General features: G+C 45.1%; 20 protein-coding genes. 12 read left to right on the top strand and 8 right to left on the bottom strand.

Translation table 11 applies throughout. The annotated features are described in order from the left end of the window. Positions 1 to 41 precede the first annotated feature (41 nt). The 5 genes from MPET_RS06460 to MPET_RS06440 all read left to right on the top strand — a co-directional run bounded on the left by MPET_RS06460 (position 42) and on the right by MPET_RS06440 (position 5426). On the top strand, positions 42 to 1634 hold the full coding sequence (locus MPET_RS06460) for an FMN-binding glutamate synthase family protein (protein WP_013329210.1): 1593 nt from the start codon (positions 42 to 44) through the stop codon (positions 1632 to 1634). Between the two features lie 76 nt (positions 1635 to 1710). Beyond that, positions 1711 to 3405, top strand: a complete 1695-nt coding sequence (locus MPET_RS06455) for a YgiQ family radical SAM protein (RefSeq protein WP_013329209.1) — start codon at positions 1711 to 1713, stop codon at positions 3403 to 3405. A 30-nt stretch (positions 3406 to 3435) separates the two neighbouring features. Next, the gene (gene budA, locus MPET_RS06450) at positions 3436 to 4185 is read left to right on the top strand and encodes an acetolactate decarboxylase (protein ID WP_013329208.1); all 750 of its coding nucleotides are present in this window, start codon (positions 3436 to 3438) and stop codon (positions 4183 to 4185) included. A 3-nt stretch (positions 4186 to 4188) separates the two neighbouring features. Beyond that, a complete protein-coding gene (locus MPET_RS06445) occupies positions 4189 to 4869 on the top strand; it encodes a diphthine--ammonia ligase (protein ID WP_013329207.1) in 681 nt (226 codons plus the stop codon). After that, the gene (locus MPET_RS06440) at positions 4866 to 5426 is read left to right on the top strand and encodes a glutamine amidotransferase-related protein (RefSeq protein ID WP_013329206.1); all 561 of its coding nucleotides are present in this window, start codon (positions 4866 to 4868) and stop codon (positions 5424 to 5426) included. Before MPET_RS06445 ends, MPET_RS06440 begins: the two co-directional genes overlap by 4 nt. Here MPET_RS06440 and MPET_RS06435 read toward each other — a convergent pair. From MPET_RS06435 to MPET_RS06420, 4 genes are all read right to left on the bottom strand, one after another. Continuing rightward, the gene (locus MPET_RS06435; RefSeq protein WP_013329205.1) at positions 5407 to 6189 is read right to left on the bottom strand and encodes a TIGR01458 family HAD-type hydrolase; all 783 of its coding nucleotides are present in this window, start codon (positions 6187 to 6189) and stop codon (positions 5407 to 5409) included. The two genes, MPET_RS06440 and MPET_RS06435, sit on opposite strands and share 20 nt — an antisense overlap. A gap of 49 nt (positions 6190 to 6238) precedes the next feature. Continuing rightward, on the bottom strand, positions 6239 to 7441 hold the full coding sequence (locus MPET_RS06430; protein WP_013329204.1) for an ammonium transporter: 1203 nt from the start codon (positions 7439 to 7441) through the stop codon (positions 6239 to 6241). Between the two features lie 141 nt (positions 7442 to 7582). Beyond that, the gene (locus tag MPET_RS06425) at positions 7583 to 7900 is read right to left on the bottom strand and encodes a P-II family nitrogen regulator (RefSeq protein ID WP_013329203.1); all 318 of its coding nucleotides are present in this window, start codon (positions 7898 to 7900) and stop codon (positions 7583 to 7585) included. 14 nt (positions 7901 to 7914) lie between these two features. Continuing rightward, on the bottom strand, positions 7915 to 9105 hold the full coding sequence (locus tag MPET_RS06420; protein ID WP_013329202.1) for an ammonium transporter: 1191 nt from the start codon (positions 9103 to 9105) through the stop codon (positions 7915 to 7917). 30 nt (positions 9106 to 9135) lie between these two features. On the opposite strand from MPET_RS06420, the gene MPET_RS15315 reads away from it, so the two are divergent. The 6 genes from MPET_RS15315 (at position 9136) to MPET_RS06395 (ending at position 15113) form a co-directional block, all read left to right on the top strand. After that, a complete protein-coding gene (locus MPET_RS15315) occupies positions 9136 to 9312 on the top strand; it encodes a hypothetical protein (protein WP_187287590.1) in 177 nt (58 codons plus the stop codon). 223 nt (positions 9313 to 9535) lie between these two features. Continuing rightward, positions 9536 to 10387, top strand: coding sequence for an IS5 family transposase (locus MPET_RS06415; RefSeq protein WP_013328226.1), 852 nt, complete (start codon positions 9536 to 9538; stop codon positions 10385 to 10387). 396 nt (positions 10388 to 10783) lie between these two features. Beyond that, entirely contained in the window at positions 10784 to 11836 is a 1053-nt protein-coding gene (locus MPET_RS06410) for a class II glutamine amidotransferase (RefSeq protein ID WP_013329201.1), read from the top strand. Continuing rightward, the gene (locus tag MPET_RS06405) at positions 11833 to 13344 is read left to right on the top strand and encodes a glutamate synthase-related protein (RefSeq protein WP_013329200.1); all 1512 of its coding nucleotides are present in this window, start codon (positions 11833 to 11835) and stop codon (positions 13342 to 13344) included. Before MPET_RS06410 ends, MPET_RS06405 begins: the two co-directional genes overlap by 4 nt. Positions 13345 to 13346: 2 nt before the next feature. Continuing rightward, positions 13347 to 14090 carry a GltB/FmdC/FwdC-like GXGXG domain-containing protein gene (locus MPET_RS06400; protein ID WP_013329199.1) on the top strand — a complete coding sequence of 248 codons (744 nt, stop codon included), beginning with the start codon at positions 13347 to 13349 and terminating at the stop codon, positions 14088 to 14090. A gap of 6 nt (positions 14091 to 14096) precedes the next feature. Continuing rightward, positions 14097 to 15113, top strand: a complete 1017-nt coding sequence (locus MPET_RS06395; protein ID WP_013329198.1) for a Coenzyme F420 hydrogenase/dehydrogenase, beta subunit C-terminal domain — start codon at positions 14097 to 14099, stop codon at positions 15111 to 15113. A gap of 414 nt (positions 15114 to 15527) precedes the next feature. Here MPET_RS06395 and MPET_RS06390 read toward each other — a convergent pair whose 3' ends face one another. After that, on the bottom strand, positions 15528 to 15806 hold the full coding sequence (locus MPET_RS06390) for a DUF4405 domain-containing protein (protein ID WP_013329197.1): 279 nt from the start codon (positions 15804 to 15806) through the stop codon (positions 15528 to 15530). 6 nt (positions 15807 to 15812) lie between these two features. After that, a complete protein-coding gene (locus MPET_RS06385) occupies positions 15813 to 16544 on the bottom strand; it encodes a DUF169 domain-containing protein (RefSeq protein WP_013329196.1) in 732 nt (243 codons plus the stop codon). 227 nt (positions 16545 to 16771) lie between these two features. Here MPET_RS06385 and MPET_RS06380 point away from each other — a divergent pair, with 227 nt between their 5' ends. Further along, entirely contained in the window at positions 16772 to 17518 is a 747-nt protein-coding gene (locus MPET_RS06380) for a DUF128 domain-containing protein (protein ID WP_013329195.1), read from the top strand. A gap of 131 nt (positions 17519 to 17649) precedes the next feature. On the opposite strand, the gene MPET_RS06375 is transcribed toward MPET_RS06380, so the two are convergent. Further along, the gene (locus MPET_RS06375; RefSeq protein ID WP_048130724.1) at positions 17650 to 17943 is read right to left on the bottom strand and encodes a hypothetical protein; all 294 of its coding nucleotides are present in this window, start codon (positions 17941 to 17943) and stop codon (positions 17650 to 17652) included. A gap of 257 nt (positions 17944 to 18200) precedes the next feature. Beyond that, a complete protein-coding gene (locus tag MPET_RS06370; protein ID WP_048130717.1) occupies positions 18201 to 19148 on the bottom strand; it encodes a DUF128 domain-containing protein in 948 nt (315 codons plus the stop codon). Positions 19149 to 19244 lie beyond the last annotated feature (96 nt).

The following is a 19244-nucleotide window of genomic DNA, read 5'->3' as shown; positions in this document are numbered from 1 at the left end:
AGAGGTTATATTCCTGCTATACGAAAATCCAGAGGTAAACTATGGCGAATCTAAAGACACCGAATTCAAATGAAGCTGTACACACATCGAACCGTTCAAGAAATGTTGTACCTATGTCGGGCATGTGCTCGAGATGTGTTGACGGATGCAAAGGCAACTGTGACATCTGGCTGTCCTCTTTCAGGGGTCGTGAGGTACTGTACCCGGGACCCTTCGGCGAAGTAACCGCAGGAGCGGATAAAGACTACCCAATCGATTATTCACATCTTAACATACACGGATATGCAGTGGGTGCCCACGGGCTGCCGGAAGGAGTCAGTGCAGATCCTGACACTGCAGTTTTTGAAGATGTCAACACTGAAACCGAATACGGATGGGACATCAAAGTACCGATGAGAGTCCCGATCTTTACGGGTGCACTCGGATCGACCGATATTGCCCGCATAAACTGGGAGCACTTTGCAGTAGGCGCCGCAATATCGGGAATTACACTCGTATGCGGTGAAAACGTATGCGGTGTTGACCCTGATCTTAAACGTGACAACAAGGGCAAGGTTATTGAATCACCCGAAATGGACAGGAGAATCGAGACCTACAAGAAATTCCACGAAGGTTACGGAGAGATCCTTGTCCAGATGAACGTCGAGGACACCAGGCTCGGAACCGCCGAATATGTCTCTAGCAAGCACAACCTTGAAACTCTTGAACTCAAGTGGGGACAGGGAGCAAAGTGCATCGGCGGCGAGATCAAGGTCCGTTCACTATCAAGAGCAACTGAACTCAAAGAGCGTGGATATATAGTTCTTCCCGACCCGACACGCCACGATATCCAGAAGGCCTTTGAGGATGGGGCAATCAAAGAGTTTGAGCGCCACTCCCGCCTTGGATTCGTAACAAAAGAAGGATTCCTCGAAGAAGTCGACCGCCTCCGCGATATCGGTTTCAAGAGAATTACTCTCAAGACCGGCGCATATTCGATGAAGGAACTTGCAATGGCAATCCGCTTTTCATCAGAGGCAAAGATCGATCTCCTCACGATCGACGGCGCACCGGGCGGAACGGGAATGAGCCCATGGCCTATGATGAACGAATGGGGTATTCCGACATTCTACCTCCAGTCGCTTGCTTATGAATTCGCAACCAAACTCGAAAAGAAGGGATACCGCGTACCGGACCTCGCCATAGCCGGCGGATTTGCAGACGAGGCAAACGCTTTCAAGGCCCTCTGCATGGGTGCACCGTACTTCAAGGCAGTCTGCATGGGCCGTGCACTCATGATCCCCGGAATGGTCGGGAAGAATATCGGGAAATGGCTTGAGAAAGATGAACTCCCGAAGACTGTTTCCAAGTACGGCACAAAGATCGAAGAGATCTTCGTCTCTTACCAGGAGCTCAAGGAAAAATACGACGGAAGAATCGACGAGATCCCTCTCGGAGCAGTCGGAATATACACCTATGCACAGCGCTTCAGAACCGGCATGCAGCAGATCATGGCAGGAAGCCGCAACTTCAGCCTGAATTCAATTTCCAGAAACGATCTTATGGCATTAACACCCGAAGCTTCGGAAGTATCTGGAATACCATACGTTATGGAATCATACAAGGACGAAGCTCTCGATATTCTCCTTGAATAATCCCCCATACTTAATCTTTCTTAACATTTTTCTTCTTTTAATACAATCTTCTAACAGCAGTTCAGGCAATTTTATTATGTTTCTTCCGACCTCCAGACATGAGATGCAGAAACAGGGGATCGAACAGTGCGACGTCGTCATTGTGACTCCTGACGCATATGTTGATCATCCCTCTTTTGCAATGGCTATTCTCGGCAGATTCTTAGAAAAACAAGGATATAAAGTAGGAATCCTCTCGCAACCGGACTGGAAGAACCCTGAGAGTTTTCTCGAACTGGGTGTCCCCAGGATAGCATTCGCTGTCTCCGGAGGACAGGCCGACTCCATGGTCATAAACTATACCGCAAAAAAGATCCCACGAAAGGAAGACCGGTTCTGTGAAGACGGAAATCCTTATTTTTCCAAAAAAGGGGAAGGAAAAAAATACAGGATCAGACCTGACCGGACAGTAGCAGTATACTGCAACCAGATTAAAACCGCATGCAGGGACGTCCCGATAATAATCGGGGGAATCGAGGCATCCCTCAGGAGAATTGCTCATTATGATTTCTGGTCAGATAAGATCCGGAGAACCGTACTTCTCGATTCAAAGGCAGACATCCTCATCTACGGAATGGGGGAGTATCCTCTTCTTGAAACTGTACAAAATCTCGAAAACGGGATCCCCCCGGAAATGATCCGGGTTCCTAATACAGCCATTATATGCAGGAAATCCGGCAATTATGAGAATGTTGAAAACGCCGTTATACTCCCTTCATTCAAAGAGGTCGAAGATTCGAAGGATAAATTCGCAGAGGCATGGAGACTCTTTGAAAAAAATGACGACCGGAATGTCCTGATCCAGAAATACGATACAAGATATTATGTCCAGCAGCCTAAACGACAAGCAACACAGGAAGAGCTTGACTATATCTATGATCTCAGGTTTGAACGAAGGCCTCATCCGAAATACCAGCGAATCCCTGCCTTCGATATGATCGAAACGTCGGTTACATCGCACAGGGGCTGTTTCGGGGACTGCTCGTTCTGTGCAATATCCGCACACCAGGGGAAAGAGATCGTATCAAGAAGCAGGGACTCGATATTGAAAGAGATTAAAGCGATATCCGGAATGAAAAACTTCAGAGGAACCATAACCGATATCGGCGGACCGACAGCCAACATGTACGGATCGAAGTGTGCCTCCGGTGGATGCATAACTCATGACTGCCTCAAATCAGGTGAAGGATGTAAAAATCTTGTTCCCGGAACGAAGGAATACCTGTCGATACTCGACGAAGCCCTGAAAATACGGAACGTCAAACGGATACAGATAAATTCAGGGATCAGGTACGAGCAATGTATTCTCAATGATTCAGCCATCGAATCGATACTCGGAAAATATATCTCGGGAAGGATGAAGATCGCACCAGAATCAGGAAGCGATAAAGTCCTCAAACTTATGAATAAGCCGTCCACGAAAATTTTTGAAGGCTTTTACAAAAGATTTACAGGCATACGGAAAAAATCCGGCCTGAAATGCATACTCACTCCTTATCTCATAACAGGTCACCCGGGAGAAGGAGAGAAGGAAATACTGGAAACCTCGGAGTTCCTTAAAAGATTCGGGCTTTCAGGTGCACAGTCCCAGATCTTCACTCCCACCCCGATGACAAGATCGACGGCCATGTATTATCTCGGGTATGATCCTGTGACAGGTCAAAAGACCGAATCGGAGAAAGACAGAAAGAAACTAGAGAAACGAAAGACATATCTCCTGAACAGGAGCTGACATTAACAGTTACTACTTCTCGGGTGAAAAATGAGAAAAGAGCATCTTCTGGGTTTTGGAGCCGCAATCGCGATAGTATTTTTCGTATATGCGGCATTAGCATCTGTAATGCCTGCTGAAACGGAGATCACCGACACAGTATACCAGTCGGCTCCTTTTGAATGGCTATCCAAAGGAAATTACAACGGAACGATATCATATGCAGAGATCCTGGAACATGGTGATACAGGACTAGGAACCTTCGACAAACTTGACGGCGAGATGATACTTATCGACGGATTCGCCTATCGCGTTGCAAACGACGGAACAGTACACGCCGTCACCGGCGAAATGACAACTCCTTTCGCAGAGATAACATATTTCAATCCCGATTTGGTTGTGAAGATAGATCATCCCATGAATTATTCGGAGATCAAGGACTACATCAGTGAAATACTGCCCTCGGATGCTACGATCAGCACCATCAGGCTCGACGGTCTGTTCAGCGAGACCCTGACAAGAAGTGTTCCTGCACAGGATTATCCTTACAGACCGCTTGAAGAAGTAATCTCTGATGAACAGACGACATTTCCAAATTCAAATGTCAAAGGGACTGCTATAGGCTTTTATCATCCCGAATACATGACCGGAGTTAATGCGGAAGGATTTCACCTGCATTTCATAAGCGAAGACAGGAATTATGGTGGTCATCTCCTTGATCTCACGATGGAATCGGGAACAATAGCAATTGATTCGGAAGACTCATACACAATGATGAACCCGTGGGCAAAAGATGAATAAACCATGAAACTCGGCGTTCTGTTCTCCGGAGGGAAGGATTCGGCGTTTGCCTGTTATATGGCGATGCAGCACGAGGAGGTCGCATGCCTGATCTCGATTATCTCGGAAAACGATCACAGCTACATGTTTCATACGCCGAATGTGAATCTTTCAACCCTTCAGGCAGAGGCCGCAGGCATCCCGCAGATACTGATCGATACCCCGGGAGAAGAAGAGGTCGAACTGGAGGACCTGAAGAGAGGGATCGAAGAAGCTGTTGACAGATTCGGCATCGGAGGAATTGTCACCGGGGCGGTCATGTCCGTATACCAGGCTGCAAGGATACAGCGGATCTGCCACGATCTCGATATCTGCTGCTTCTCACCCCTCTGGTATACAAACCAGGAAGAGTACATGCAGAAGATCACATCTTCCGGGTTTAATGTCATCATCGCAGGGGTTTTTTCGTATCCGTTCGATGAAAGATGGCTGGGAAGAGAGATCGACAGGGAAATGATAGACGAATTAAAGATCCTCTCTGAAAAATATGCGATTACTCTCTCGGGCGAAGGCGGAGAATATGAATCGTTTGTCCTTGATGCCCCGTTCTTTTCCAAGCGAATAGTTATTGACGAATCAGAATCATTCTGCAGAAATTACAACGGGCGCTTTATCATAAAGAAAGCTCACCTGGAGGATAAATGATACTGATAATCGATCTCTGCTGGAAGGAGGATTCATTATCGAAACCTGAATTCGTCGATCCTATTGTAGATATTGTAAAGTCATCGGGAGAGCAGTTCAGGATCGTCCACCATCTCTCAAAAGATCTTAAATTTCAGGAAAAATTCAACGGGATAATACTTTGCGGGACAGCTTTAAATGATAATGAATTCAGGAAAAATGAACATCTTTTTAGTATTATTAAGGAGACCAAACTGCCGGTCCTGGGAATTTGTGCGGGAATGCAGGCCGTTGCACTTGCATACGGAGCAAAACTTGCGGAGTCATATGAAACCGGCATGAACGGGATAAGAATAATTAAAGAAGATGAAGTTCTGGGAGAGCAAAGAACGATTCAGGCCTATAAACTTCACGGGATGAGAATGGTTCCCGGTGAAAATTTCATAGTGCTTGCAGAATCGGACAAAGGCCAGGAGGCCGTGCGTCATTCTGTCATGCCGGTGTGGGGAGTTCTCTTTCATCCAGAGGTAAGAAATGAATGGGTCGTCAGGAATTTCATTAATTACTGTTCCCGATAATCTCCGGGAGAACACCAATTGAATCGATAATCCTGTAAGGGATAATTTCTGATTTTTTCAGCCTTTCCTCGCTGAACTTCCCGGTTCTGACAAGCATACCCCTGACACCGATATTCTGAGCCCCGCCCACATCGCTGTTGATATCGTCACCAACCATGATCGCCCCAGAGGCCGTGACGTTCATGGACTCAAGAGCCTTTGTGAAGAACGAGGGGGAGGGTTTCCCTACAAGAATGGCAGATCTGCCTGTGGCGTATTCAAGCCCGAGGACAAACGGACCTGCGGATAATGACAGACCGTCACTGTCCATCCAGTACCTGTCTTTTTCAAGGGCATAAAATTCAGCACCTTCATTAATCAGCCTGAATGCCTGATTCATGGAGGAGTAATCAAAATTATCACCCGCGTCTCCAACAATAACCGCACCGGCATCAGGTATACTCTCTGTTATACCTTCTTTCAGGATATCCTGCCGTACATCACCCCATGTAAGCAAAAAACAATTCTTCACATTGTTTTCCTTCAATATCGAAACAACGACAGAGGCCGGAGTAAATATATGCTCCACCGGAATATCAAAGCCATAACTTCCCAGTTTTTCAGAGATAGATTTCTTTGATTTTCTCGTGGTGTTCGAGATGCACCTGAAAGGGATTTTGCTATCTTTCAAAAACCCGATTGCATCAGAAGCTCCGGGGATCGGTTCGTCCCCGGTATAAAGGACCCCGTCTATGTCAAGGAGAACTCCCTTTATCTCACCCATAAGGCATCAGTCAATTCAGAATTAATTAGGATTAAGATAAAAGTGGATTTTATGGATATATAGTCTCACCGTGCTGGGCTATATCAAGGCCCACGTATTCTTCATCTTCAGATACCCTGAGACCGATAAAAGAATCCACAATTTTTGCAAGGGCGAACGTACCGGCAAATGCATATACGACTGCAGCAACTGCAGCAATGATCTGTACCTGAATTAGACCGAAATTTCCTGAAAATATTCCTGCCACACCGCCAATTGCAGGAATTGCAAATATACCCAGCGCAATTGTACCCCAGAGACCACCAACTCCGTGTATAGCCCAGGCATCAAGTGACTCATCCCAGTTTTTCTTAAGCCTTAACAGCATCGCACCGTAACACACAAGACCTGCTACGATTCCTATGCATACCGCAGCCATCGGTCCTACAAAACCTGCCGCAGGCGTGATTGCCCCGAGACCTGCAATTGCCCCGGAGATCATACCCATAGAACTTGGTTTGCCCTTTATCCAGGCAGCTGCAAGCCATGACAAAGCTCCGCATGATGCAGAGATATTGGTTACGATGAATGCATTTATAGCGACTTCATTCACTCCGAGAGCGCTTCCGGCGTTGAACCCGAACCAGCCGAACCAGAGAAGTGCACCGCCGAGAAGTGTCAAAGGAATATTGTGGGGCTCCATGTTGTGATCGCCGTATCCGAACCTTGATCCGACTGCAAGTGCAAGAGCCAGTGCCCCGAAGCCTGCACCGATATGAACAACAATTCCTCCGGCGAAATCAAGGGCTCCAATCTGTGACGCCCAGCCCCCGCCCCACATCCAGTGTGCAAGCGGATCATATATCAGGGTAGTCCACAACAATCCGAATATAATAAAGGCACTCAGTTTTACCCTTTCAGCTACAGCAGAAGTAATAATTGCAAGTGTTATGGCAGCAAAGACCAGCTGAAATACCATAAACAACAGATCGGGAATAGGTTCTCCGTCCATACCAACACCGTTGAGGAATACATAATCCAGTCCGCCTATAAAACCGGCGATATCCGGACCAAATGCCAGGGAATAACCGAAAAATATCCATTGCACCGTAACAAGTGCAAAGGATATGAAAGAAAGCATCAACATAGAGATCAGGTTTTTTTTCCTGACCAAACCACCGTAAAAAATTCCCACAGCGGGCGTCATCAGCATGACCATTGCAGTGCATATGAGAATAAAAGAAGAATTTATCATTATTTCATTAATTTCCATACTCATCTCCATACAAATAAATGTAAGAAGGAAGTACGCTTCCGATAAATTATAAAATTATCTAAAATATCCGGGGAATCGGTTTAAAATGGAAAAGTTGAAAAAGAGGATGTAAATTTGGCTTTCTAAAAGAGAAGGACTTTATTCGGCCCTTACACCGATAGACTTCTCGATATCATAAACGAAGACCTTGCCGTCCCCGTTCTTTCCCGTCTGGGCATTTGTACGAATTATATCTATAACCTTGTCAACCAATTCATCCTCAAGAACGATTTCTATCTTGACCTTGGGGATCATGTCGACCATGATCTCCTTTCCCCTGAACTGGAGAGCAATTCCCTTCTGCTTGCCACGCCCTCTCACTTCAGTCACAGTCATTGCATGAAATCCACTCTCAAGAAGTGCTTCTGATACCTTGTCAAGTCTTTCCGGACGAATTATTGCTTCAACCTTCTTCATTTTAACACACTCCCTTACAGTAGTGATTCTCCAAACTGGGCAATGTCAGTGCCCACATATTCTTCATCTTCAGGTACGCGAAGACCAATTGTCTTCTCGACAACCAGGGCAATTACATATGTTACTACAAACGCGTAGACCATTGCAACCACTGCGTCAAGCAGCTGTATTCCAAACTGTTCCGGATTTCCGTAGATCAGTCCGTCCACCCCTCCTATTGTTGCAACACAGAAGATACCTGTTGCAAGTGCACCCCAGAAACCGCCTACACCATGGATTGCCCATGCATCAAGCGATTCATCGAGTCCCTTCTTGACACGGAACAGAAGTGCACCGTAACAAAGCAATCCGGCAACAAGACCTATTGCGATCGCTCCCATCACATTAACGAATCCTGCGGCAGGTGTTATTGCTACAAGGCCTGCGATTGCTCCCGAGATCATTCCCAGTGAGCTGGGTTTTCCATGATACCAGGATGCAAACATCCACGTCAATGCACCGGTCGCCGCTGCAATGTTTGTTACAACAAACGCATTTGCTGCAATCCCGTCAGCTGCAAGTTCACTGCCTGCGTTGAATCCGAACCAGCCGAACCATAGCAGAGCACCGCCCAGAAGCGTCAGCGGAATGTTTGCCGGCTTCATAGTTTCCTGGCCGAATCCAAGACGCTTACCGATTATAAGTGCTGCAGCAAGGGCACCGAAACCTGAACTGATGTGAACTACGGTTCCGCCTGCGAAATCGAGTGCACCAAGCTGTGAAGCCCAGCCTCCACCCCAGGCCCAGTGTGCAAGGGGATCGTACACCAGCGTAGTCCATAGGAGTCCAAAGACAATAAATGCACCGAGTTTCACCCTTTCAGCCATTCCGGATGTAAGGATTGCAAGTGTCAGGCCTGCAAACACCAACTGGAAGACCATGAATAGGATGTCAGGTATTCCATCACCATCAAGACCTACACCATTAAGTGCAAAGTGATCAAGACCACCGATGAATCCACCGATATCAGGTCCGAATGCAAGAGAGTACCCGAAGAGCACCCACTGAATACTAACAACGGCAAAGGCAACAAATGCCAGTGCGATCATTGATATAACACTCTTGTTGCGAACCATTCCTCCATAGAACAGCCCGACACCAGGAGTCATCAACATGACCATTGCCGTACAGATAATTATAAACGCCGTATCTCCACTGTCAATCATTTTAACTACTCCATCATTTTCCGGCAATAGATGGTTATCCCCACTACCGGCGCTTACCCAAAAAAACTATTGGGTAGCTTTTATCATGATTTGACAGAAGGAAGTGGCCTTCCACCATATATAAATATTTCTTATTGGAGAAAAATAGATTATATAATCTATATACAGCAAGTTGATAAAAATCCTACAACAGCCTACAGATCCTAAACATTCTATTTAAATTACGATTTGTATTTCTAGTAAATTTTGGAAATCCCGACACAAACCATCCTGAATTGTCTGGCAGTGGCATGATTACAGAAATAATGAATTTAGAAGATATCGAATTTGGGCCTTGTAGAAATCCTCTAAGAAAATAGCGACCGAAAGATCGATCGTACAGGAACTCCAATTTTATTTAACCACAAATAGAAAAGGAGTTCCTTAAATAATGTCTGAAAACTGGTACATCAACTTTGTGAAAACATCCCTTGAAGTAATAGATAATTCACATGTACCCCTTCGATCCTCTAAGTTTTCAAAAAAGAAATATACTCAGCACCAACTTCTAACATTAATCATATTAAAAGAAAAGATAGGTAAAGATTATCGAGATTTTATAGAATTACTCCCTAATTTAACAACGATTACCGATATTCTTCAATTAGAACAAATACCTCATTATACAACTCTTCAAAAATTTCTTTCAAGAATTCCTTCACTCACATTTCGTATAATCCTAAAAAATGTGATTAGAAGATTACACCAGAAGGGTAATCAAATCAGGATTACATCGATAGATTCTACTGGATTTACCAGTTCATATGCAAGTTATTACTATTCAAAAAGAATCAATAAAACTCGTAAAAGTTTTATTAAGGCTTCAATTGCTGTTGATTCTGATAAATTAATTATTATGGGATGGAAATTTTCGAAGGTACCGGTACATGACTCTCAACATGCAAAATCTCTCATTAACCAAGTCAGCAGAATAACAAAAACTGATTGCTTCACGATGGATAAAGGATATGATTCTGAAAAGATTCATCAATATATCAGAGATGTTATTGGAGCTGAATCAATAATTCCTGTTAGGAAATGGAATGGAAATATCTACTCTGGAAAGTACAGGAAGGAAATGATTGAGAATTTCAATCAGGAAAAATACGGGCAGAGAAATATGGTGGAGACTGTATTTTCAGTAATTAAAAGGAAATACAAAGAGAATGTCAGATCGAGGAAATATTTCAACCAGATAAAAGAGATCAAAATCAGAATGCTAATCCACAATATGACTCTCTAAAAAAAGAGAGAGGTTTTCTACAGAGCCCGAATTTGAAAATTATTACCTATACAAATTTTTCATTTGGACCTCCCCCATTCATTCCCTTGTTTTTTGGATAAGTGATGTAAGAATTATCGAATTAGTTTTTGTGATTTATGGGACCCGAAGGAAATGATCAAGCATCGTGTTTATCGTTTGATAATTCCCTTCTTAAAGAAAAACTATAGATTTTCATACAGACCGAGCATGATCACATATAGATACAATAAAGTTTTTGCAATTCATACTCTTAGTAGTGAGAACATGTAGGATGGAATTTTCCTTCTACATATTACTATATATATTTAGTCAATCTTAGTTAATACGGGATATTGGATATTACCCATATAATCCGATTTGGTTTTAGTGGTCATCATGTGTGGAATAATCAGTGTCATCGATCGTCTCGGAAACAGCATGGACGGAGAGGCGATAAAAAAGGCATTATCATTAATGGATGAAAGGGGGAGCGGAGAAGGAGCAGGCTATGCTGTCTACGGAGCATATCCCGATTTTGCAGACTACTATGCACTTCACGTATTCTATGACAACCTTGTCGAACCCAAAGTTGCGGTAGAGGAACTCCTGGAAAAATGGGGAAAAATAGAACACTCAGAAGAAATTCCGACATACAGCAGTGGCAGGATGCTGAAAAAACATATTCCCTGGAGATACTTTTTCAAACCAGACACTTCACTCTTTGCCAACAGTGAATCACAGGAAGAAGACATTATCATCAGCCTCATAATAAAGATAAATACCATGATAAACGGGGCTCTTGTCTACTCTTCCGGTAAAAACATAGGTGTGTTCAAAGCCTCAGGATGGCCGGAAGAGGTCGCTGACTTCTACAGGATCCAGGATTATGAGGGATATCTCTGGCTTGCACACAACCGCTACCCGACCAACACATCCGGATGGTGGGGTGGTGCGCATCCGTTCAACCTACTGGACTGGAGCGTTATACACAACGGAGAGATCACATCTTACGGAACAAACAAGAGATACCTGGAGAGCTTCGGCTACAAATGCACGATGCTTACCGATACCGAAGTAGTCGCATATCTTGCAGATCTTCTGGGACGAAGACATGAACTCCCACCGGAGATGATGGTTAAAGCTCTCGCACCCCCTTTCTGGGACGAAATCGACGAAATGCCCGAGAAAGACAGGAACCTCTATACCGCAATGAGAATGGCATACGGTCCTGCGATGATGAACGGTCCGTTTGCAATTGTCGTCGCCAGGCCTGATTACATCGCGGGATTCACAGACCGGATTAAACTCAGGCCCATGGTGGCCGCAGAAGCAGAAGATCGCCTCTATATCTCAAGCGAAGAAGCTGCTATCAGGGTTATGGAGCCAAATCTTGAAAATATCTGGATGCCGGACGCAGGAGAACCAGTTATAGGGAGGCTTCGCAGATGACCACAGGAGCCACACCGCCAAAATACAAGATCAAAATAGATCAAGACGAGTGCATGCTATGCGAACGATGCATAGACAACTGTTCATACGGGGTTTTCAGGCGCGAAGGACAGAAGATCGTCGCCGATTCCCGCAAATGCACAGCCTGCCACAGGTGCATCGCCATGTGCCCGAGGGATGCAATAACGCTTATCGAAAAACCGAATGATTACAGGAGCCACCCCCTGTGGACAAGGGATGCCAGGGAGGCTATATACAAACAGGCGAACTCCGGCCAGATTATACTCTCGGGAATGGGTAATGCACAGGATTATCCCATCATCTTCAACCGGATAGTCCTTGATGCCTGCCAGGTTACAAACCCCAGCATAGACCCGCTAAGAGAGCCGATGGAACTCAGGACGTACATCGGAAAGAAACCACGGCAGATCGCCCTGGAAAAAACAAAGTCGGGAGAATGTGATCTAAAAACAAAACTTTCCCCCAATCTTAAACTTGAGACTCCCATCATGATAGGTCACATGAGCTACGGCGCAATATCACTTAATGCACAGCTTTCAATGGCAAAGGCCGTATCGGAAATGGGCACATTCATGGGAACAGGAGAAGGAGGACTTCACAAGAAACTCTACCCTTACCAGGATCACATGATCGTCCAGGTTGCATCGGGAAGGTTCGGTGTCGATATCAATTATCTCGAAAGAGGAGCGGCAATAGAAATTAAAATCGGCCAAGGAGCAAAACCAGGTATCGGCGGACACCTGCCGGGTGAGAAAGTCGAAGAGGAAGTCTCGAAAACCAGAATGGTTCCGCTCCACAGTGATGCCATAAGTCCCGCACCTCACCATGACATCTACAGTATCGAAGACCTCGCACAACTCGTAAGGAGCCTGAAAGAGGCAACAGAGTGGAAGAAACCAGTCTTCGTTAAGATTGCCGCGGTCCATAATGTTGCCGCGATCGCTGCAGGAATCGCACGGTCTTCTGCAGATGTAGTAGTAGTCGACGGATTCAGGGGAGGAACGGGCGCTGCACCGAGAGTATTCCGCGACCATGTGGGAATACCGATTGAGGCCGCCATAGCCGCGGTAGATGACAAACTAAGGCAGCAGGGCATACGAAACGAAGTCTCGCTGGTAGCAAGCGGAGGGATCAGGGACAGTGCCGATCTCACGAAAGCCATCGCACTTGGTGCCGATGCGGTTTACATAGGAACGGCGGCACTTATCGCAATGGGCTGCAGGGTCTGCGGATCATGCTACAGGGGACTCTGTCCGTGGGGTATCGCCACGCAGAAACCCGAACTCGTCAGCCGGATAAATCCGGACGAAGCATCAAAGAATGTCGCAAACCTCATCAAAGGATGGACTCTCGAACTCGCGGAACTTATGGGTGCCGCAGGAATCAACTCGCTTGAAAGCCTGAGAGGAAACCGCGACAGGCTCCGGGGCTACATGCTCGACGAAGAGATGCTGAATGTCCTTGATATTAAGCCAATAGGAGCATGAACATGGAACCAGTAACTATCGATGCAAAGAATCTACATTATACTCCGCTGAATATCAGGATCAGGGAACTCATCGCAGAAGGAAAAAAGAAGATCATCCTGAACAATATCTGCGGCCAGAGATTTATCGGAAACGGAATCAGGGGTGGTGACGTCGAGATTACGGTCAACGGCGTTCCCGGGGGAGATCTCGGCATGTTCATGTGCGGCCCGACTATTATAGTTCACGGAAACTGCGACCATGCCCCCGGAAACACCATGGACTCAGGCAAAATCGTCATTCACGGAAGTGCGGGAGATGCCACTGCACACAGTATGCGTGGAGGAGAGGTATTCGTAAAATGCGATATCGGGTACAGGGGCGGAATCCACATGAAGGAGTACAGCGAGAAGCGCCCAGTCCTTGTTGTAGGAGGAAAAGCAGGATCTTTTTCTGGTGAATACATGGCCGGAGGGCTCCTGATAATCCTCGGCATCAACAGAGAGGCACCCGTGAAAGGAAAAGGGATCGGAAGCGGCATACACGGCGGAAAGATAATCATCCGCGGAGACATCGATGAAAAACTCCTCGGAATCGGTGCAAAGAAGGAGCAGCTTACCGAAGACGACCGCAAGGATCTTGAAAAGTATCTTAAAGAATACTGCAGGCTGTTCGATTACGATTACATAGAGCTTTCCGAATCCGTTTACACAAAGATTGTGCCGGCAAGCGCAAGACCGTTTGCAGGAAAATACTGCTGGGAGTGATTCATTATGGGAATAAATTACGAAGATTTGAAGAGAGAGGTCTGGGACAAGGGGATCTGCTCTGGCTGCGGCGCATGCGTAGCCGTCTGTCCTGCAAACGCAATCATATTTAAAAAAGGAGACAACTCCGAAGCACCTGTGAACACCGGCTACTGCAAGGACCTGACAGACCACGTAAAATGCGGCGCTTGCTATGCGGTCTGCCCCCATACAGGAGATGCTGCATCGGACAAAAAGATGCTCGGTGAATACATCAGCATCGGTTCTGCAAAATCTGCATTTGAAGTCCCGGGAAGACAGAGCGGAGGTGCAGTAACTGCATTGCTCTCAAACGCCTTTGAAAGCGGACTTATCGACGGAGTGATAACAGTCTCTGAAGACCGGTGGACACACGAACCATTCTCGGTTTTGATCACGTCGGACGAGGCCATAACCGCATCTGCCGGAAGCCGTTACAACTGGTGGGTTCCAACGCTTGCATCTCTCAAAGAAGCGGTTATAAAGAAAAAACTAAGCAGGATCGCTGTAGTCGGCACTCCATGTGCAGTACAGGCGCTCAGAAAGATGAAGGAGAGCGACAACGATCTCGTAAAACCCTTCGGCAGTTCAATCAGGCTGATAATAGGACTCTTCTGCACCGAGACCTTTGATTACGGAAAACTGATCGAAGGGAAACTGAAATCGGAACTCGATATCGAACCGTGGAATATCAAAAGCTTCGATGTAAAAGGAAGACTTGAGATCAAGATGAACGATGGTTCCGTCCAGGTAATTTCATTAAAAGAACTTGAAGAATGCATAAGGCCGGGATGCTTCCACTGTACAGACTTCACAGCCGTCGATTCCGATATCTCGGCAGGCTCTGTCGGCAGCGAAGAAGGACTCACGACATTAATCATCAGAAACAAAGAGGGCATGGGTTTTGTCGATTCAGCCGTAAGAAATGAAAAACTGATCTTCAGCGACGAATATGAATCTACCCCGATTGAAAAACTTGCAGAGAAGAAGTCGAAGAGAAAATAATTTTTTTTGGACTTTTTTGATCTTTTTTAATACAATACTAAATAAAAACCAGAGATATGCTCATCAATTCCGATTGTGACTTAGTACGATTGAGAAGGAGGAAGTCATCCCATTCACAATAATATTTATTTTATTTTTGAGGCAACCCTTGCACAAGTTCGCTTCGCGAACACGCCCTGACCTCAGGGCTTTGCGCTATCACGATAGCCCCGCCTGGACGCTACCCATCAGGGTAGCCTCGGCCGGGAATATAAAAATTAAATCCAATTGCAAAAAACAGGAGCCGGAGGGATGCTCGCCCATCCCGACGGCGACCTATCGCCACGAGGGGGAGGGTCATAGGGAGGGAGAATCATCCCCCTCCCTGAATAAAATCAAAATGTCAAAACTTCGGTTAAAAAAATTAAAAAAAAACTACTTCCTTAAATTGCCAATCATCTCTTTCATAAAGCCGCAATGCATCGCCAGATGAATTACCATAAGGATGATAAAAACAAGGGCAGACCAGTCATGGAATAAAACCCACTGCTGGTGATTCAGCCCTATAAAACTATTAATATAATCAGGATTTTTCCCTGCACCTCCGCTGCCTGTAGGCCAGAAACGAAACAGGACAAGGCCTGTCCCCGCCATGACTACAAGAGAGATCAAGGCAAGCAGATCAGTCAGTGCAAATGCTTTAATCCTTTTCATACCTGATTATTTGGACCCGGGGGCTCCCACAACTACAGGAAGTGCATCAGCGACTTCTTTGAGAATCTCCGCGGGAATACCCATTACCATGTATTCGTCATCGATCCCGGAGAATTTTCTGGAACCATCACATCCAAGCGAGAAATTCACCTTGCCGGTCATATACGGGTAGGCACCAGTATCGGCACATACGGACTGTATCCCCGCAAATTCGGAGAACAATCTTCCGCCCCCTTTGTAAAGACATGCCTGGGCAAGTTTCAGCATCGAGATCGGTTTTGCGATAATTAAGACGACATTCGGATCGAACGGGGTTTTCTCGAGAGGCGCATATACGGTTGCATAGGTCACAGGCTTGTCGCTTCCGCCTGGGGCCTCGATATGTGGGATCTGGCTTATAGTCCTCATGCATGCAGCCCATGAATTGAATTTTCCAAGTTTATAATAGAATTCTCCGGACTGGAGAGATGGGGAGAGCGGCTTAAGACCAAGCGCCCATGCACCCCCCATGCACTGGTGCTTTTCAGCAGTGGCATAGAAGATCTTTCCTTCTTTCGCTGCAATGGAGACCATTCCACAATGCCTTGTCGACTCACCGATCTCAGGTATTCCCTCGGGAATTCCTTCAGGAGATTTTGCAAATTTAACTGCCACGGGAGACTGGGGAAGACCCAAGGTATCAATCAGTCTCTTTGATATTTCGGCATAATCCATTTCATTTCGTATCTCTTTGAGCATATCAATCACAATCCATCATTCTGTTTAACTCAGCCAACAGAACACAATACAGCATCTATCCATATAAAAGATGCTATAAACCAGTCTTTGACATTATGATTGTTAAAAGTATGCAATTTACTTAGATGCCCCCGTTTATTTAAATTGAAACCTGGAAAAAACACGGCTGAAATACATAAGTTTTTTTTCTTTAATTTTAATATTTAGATAGAAATGCAGGGCAACCAATGATCAGACCACTCAAATTTATAAATCACCAGATCGAAGAAAATGCAATCAAGGTAACATATAATCCCACAGAGAATACAGGGAAGGTTATTTACAATATTTCCCTTATTAAATCAGAAGACCTTGATTATTCTATCGATATATACAACGAAGCGTTCCATGCCGGACTATGCCTGAGTGACAGGGTCAGGTTTGCAGAACAAGGATGCAAATTCGGGGACTATAAAATCCCTGCAGGTCATACAGGCATAATAACAATCTGCAGCCTTACGCTTGATGCACTTCTCTATAAAAAAGGCGTTCCGCTCAACCCCATCGGAGGAGGTCTGGTCGAAGTGAGAAAGATGACTCCAAGGAGATTTACTGCAATGGTAAGATATGAATACACTACCATCGATCCGATAACAGTCATGATCTCGCATGGCAATACCTCGGTTCAGGAAGTTATCCATAACGGCAACGGCACAATCACCGCAAATATCAGGGAATGCCATATGGAAGCCGAACCAAGTGTCTTTGAAGTTCTGGACGATCTTAATGAGGCCGGTTTTTCGGGGATCCTTGATGTAGGAGTCCCCAACACCTCTCTTCTTGGAGTGCCTGTAACGCCTAATTACATGGGTATTGCAATGGTGGGAGGAACCAACCCGGCTGCTGCGATCATGGAATCAGGAAGAGGGGTCGAGATTAATTCGATGAAAGGCCTGATCGCTATATCAGAAATTGGTTATTTAAGGGATTATTGATTATTTATTCACTATTTTAATAAAAATACAAGAAGATAATCTTGCAGATTAGTCTATTTTTACTCTTTTTGTGGGCACTTCACCGGTAAGACAAAAATTATTAACAATTTTATAAGAAAATTTCCTCAAGCCTAAACCAAATTAATTTTCTTGAGTTTTCTTCTTTCTTCTTTTGGTAATTGCTTTATTTTTTCATCATCATAAATCTCGTAGAACTCAACAATATTTGATTCAATACCCATCTTCCTTAATTTAGCCCTTAATGACTGATAATGATTATATTCATAACCTGAAAAACGTAAACCATTCTCATCATTTTTTGAGAAAACAAATGTTAATGGTTCTTCATTCAATAAATTAAATGAAAAATTACCACATAACCATACTCTTAACATATAATATTTAGTTTTAGCAGATACAATCATTATAAAATACATTTGATACGGTTTTTATTAGAGATTTTCTTCTTCAAAATAATTATCTGAGTTATGACTTCTTAAACTACATTTTAATATCTCAGACACTTATGTAGTTCCGCTTCACACAAGCCGCCTTTAGCTCGAAAACGAACAAGTCGTTTTCTCGAAAAACACCTGAAACTGCGTTTCACACAAGCCGCCTTTAGCTCGAAAACGAACAAGTCGTTTTCTCGAAAAACACCTGAAACTGCGTTTCACGCGTTTTATTCAAAAAAACTGAATGGCATATTGCCGGCCCCGATCTCGTTTCTCAACTCAAAACCTTTCTCAACCGCGTTCCCGATGAGATTCATGCCACTGTATGCAATCAGCGATATCCTGCATGGGTCGACAGGAGTATTCAGCACCCCGCTCCCCATATCTACAGGAAACAGAAAACCGCATTCACGCATCAGCCTGGAGCCTTCAGACACAAGATCTGCGGCATCCTGCGGCACCTGGCGGACGTTCGCAAGAACCGATCCCGCTTTCTCCGCACATGTCTGTCCAATCGATGTATTTCCCGAGGTTATAAAAAGTGAAAGCGGATCTATGGTCGTTCCCCTGTAGCCGATAAGGTTTGAAAAACCGAGAGGCTTCCCGTTTTTTATATCTATTACTCCACCGTAAGCCATTCTTACCGGAACTCCCATCTTTTGAAGAACGCCATCCATAGTAATACTGCAGACAGTCAGAAATCCTGCATAACCGGAAGGAATTCGCGGGTCGGTATCGATTATCTTATATCTCGAAAAAAAGCTGTATCCTGATTCTATTACCTCGTCAAATGCACCTGAAACACCATTCACCTGATCCTCTGGAACTACTGACAGGTTATACCCCACATTTCCCCTGCCAGTCTCCGGATTGAAATCACTTTTAAATGCAAGTTTTTCAAGGCGGGAGATGATAAACCCGATTCGTTCATCTACAAGGGCCCTCTCCGTTTCAGAGATACCTTTAGCAGTAAGAAGACGACCACGATTTCCCACTTTTTTTGTAAAGCCCATATCATCAAGATAGCTCAGGTAATACTGAACCGCCCTGTCAGTAAGGACAAAACCCCTCTCGCTCATGAGCTCGGAGAGCCTTTTTGCTCCTACTGGCTCCGGGTGATCCTTCAAAATTCTTAAAATTTCAATACATTTCCGTTCCGATCTTATAAAACTCATTGAAACAGACGAACTCCTGTATTTTTTTGCCCCATCGCGGTGCCGGGTTCTTTTTAGAACCGCACGCATGAACCGGTACAGGAATTATAGAATATT

Source organism: Methanolacinia petrolearia DSM 11571 (genome assembly GCF_000147875.1).
GTDB lineage: Archaea > Halobacteriota > Methanomicrobia > Methanomicrobiales > Methanomicrobiaceae > Methanolacinia > Methanolacinia petrolearia.
Note: the sequence above shows the minus strand (reverse complement) of the source record. Positions and strands in the feature narration are given on the sequence as shown.

Bases quoted from the DNA above. Each gene is read 5' to 3' on its own strand.
- MPET_RS06460 (WP_013329210.1), top strand. From the start codon at position 42: ATGGCGAATCTAAAGACACCGAATTCAAATGAAGCTGTACACACATCG.
- MPET_RS06455 (WP_013329209.1), top strand. From the start codon at position 1,711: ATGTTTCTTCCGACCTCCAGACATGAGATGCAGAAACAGGGGATCGAA.
- budA (WP_013329208.1), top strand. From the start codon at position 3,436: ATGAGAAAAGAGCATCTTCTGGGTTTTGGAGCCGCAATCGCGATAGTA.
- MPET_RS06445 (WP_013329207.1), top strand. From the start codon at position 4,189: ATGAAACTCGGCGTTCTGTTCTCCGGAGGGAAGGATTCGGCGTTTGCC.
- MPET_RS06440 (WP_013329206.1), top strand. From the start codon at position 4,866: ATGATACTGATAATCGATCTCTGCTGGAAGGAGGATTCATTATCGAAA.
- MPET_RS06435 (WP_013329205.1), bottom strand. From the start codon at position 6,189: ATGGGTGAGATAAAGGGAGTTCTCCTTGACATAGACGGGGTCCTTTAT.
- MPET_RS06430 (WP_013329204.1), bottom strand. From the start codon at position 7,441: ATGGAAATTAATGAAATAATGATAAATTCTTCTTTTATTCTCATATGC.
- MPET_RS06425 (WP_013329203.1), bottom strand. From the start codon at position 7,900: ATGAAGAAGGTTGAAGCAATAATTCGTCCGGAAAGACTTGACAAGGTA.
- MPET_RS06420 (WP_013329202.1), bottom strand. From the start codon at position 9,105: ATGATTGACAGTGGAGATACGGCGTTTATAATTATCTGTACGGCAATG.
- MPET_RS15315 (WP_187287590.1), top strand. From the start codon at position 9,136: ATGGTTATCCCCACTACCGGCGCTTACCCAAAAAAACTATTGGGTAGC.
- MPET_RS06415 (WP_013328226.1), top strand. From the start codon at position 9,536: ATGTCTGAAAACTGGTACATCAACTTTGTGAAAACATCCCTTGAAGTA.
- MPET_RS06410 (WP_013329201.1), top strand. From the start codon at position 10,784: ATGTGTGGAATAATCAGTGTCATCGATCGTCTCGGAAACAGCATGGAC.
- MPET_RS06405 (WP_013329200.1), top strand. From the start codon at position 11,833: ATGACCACAGGAGCCACACCGCCAAAATACAAGATCAAAATAGATCAA.
- MPET_RS06400 (WP_013329199.1), top strand. From the start codon at position 13,347: ATGGAACCAGTAACTATCGATGCAAAGAATCTACATTATACTCCGCTG.
- MPET_RS06395 (WP_013329198.1), top strand. From the start codon at position 14,097: ATGGGAATAAATTACGAAGATTTGAAGAGAGAGGTCTGGGACAAGGGG.
- MPET_RS06390 (WP_013329197.1), bottom strand. From the start codon at position 15,806: ATGAAAAGGATTAAAGCATTTGCACTGACTGATCTGCTTGCCTTGATC.
- MPET_RS06385 (WP_013329196.1), bottom strand. From the start codon at position 16,544: ATGCTCAAAGAGATACGAAATGAAATGGATTATGCCGAAATATCAAAG.
- MPET_RS06380 (WP_013329195.1), top strand. From the start codon at position 16,772: ATGATCAGACCACTCAAATTTATAAATCACCAGATCGAAGAAAATGCA.
- MPET_RS06375 (WP_048130724.1), bottom strand. From the start codon at position 17,943: ATGATTGTATCTGCTAAAACTAAATATTATATGTTAAGAGTATGGTTA.
- MPET_RS06370 (WP_048130717.1), bottom strand. From the start codon at position 19,148: ATGAGTTTTATAAGATCGGAACGGAAATGTATTGAAATTTTAAGAATT.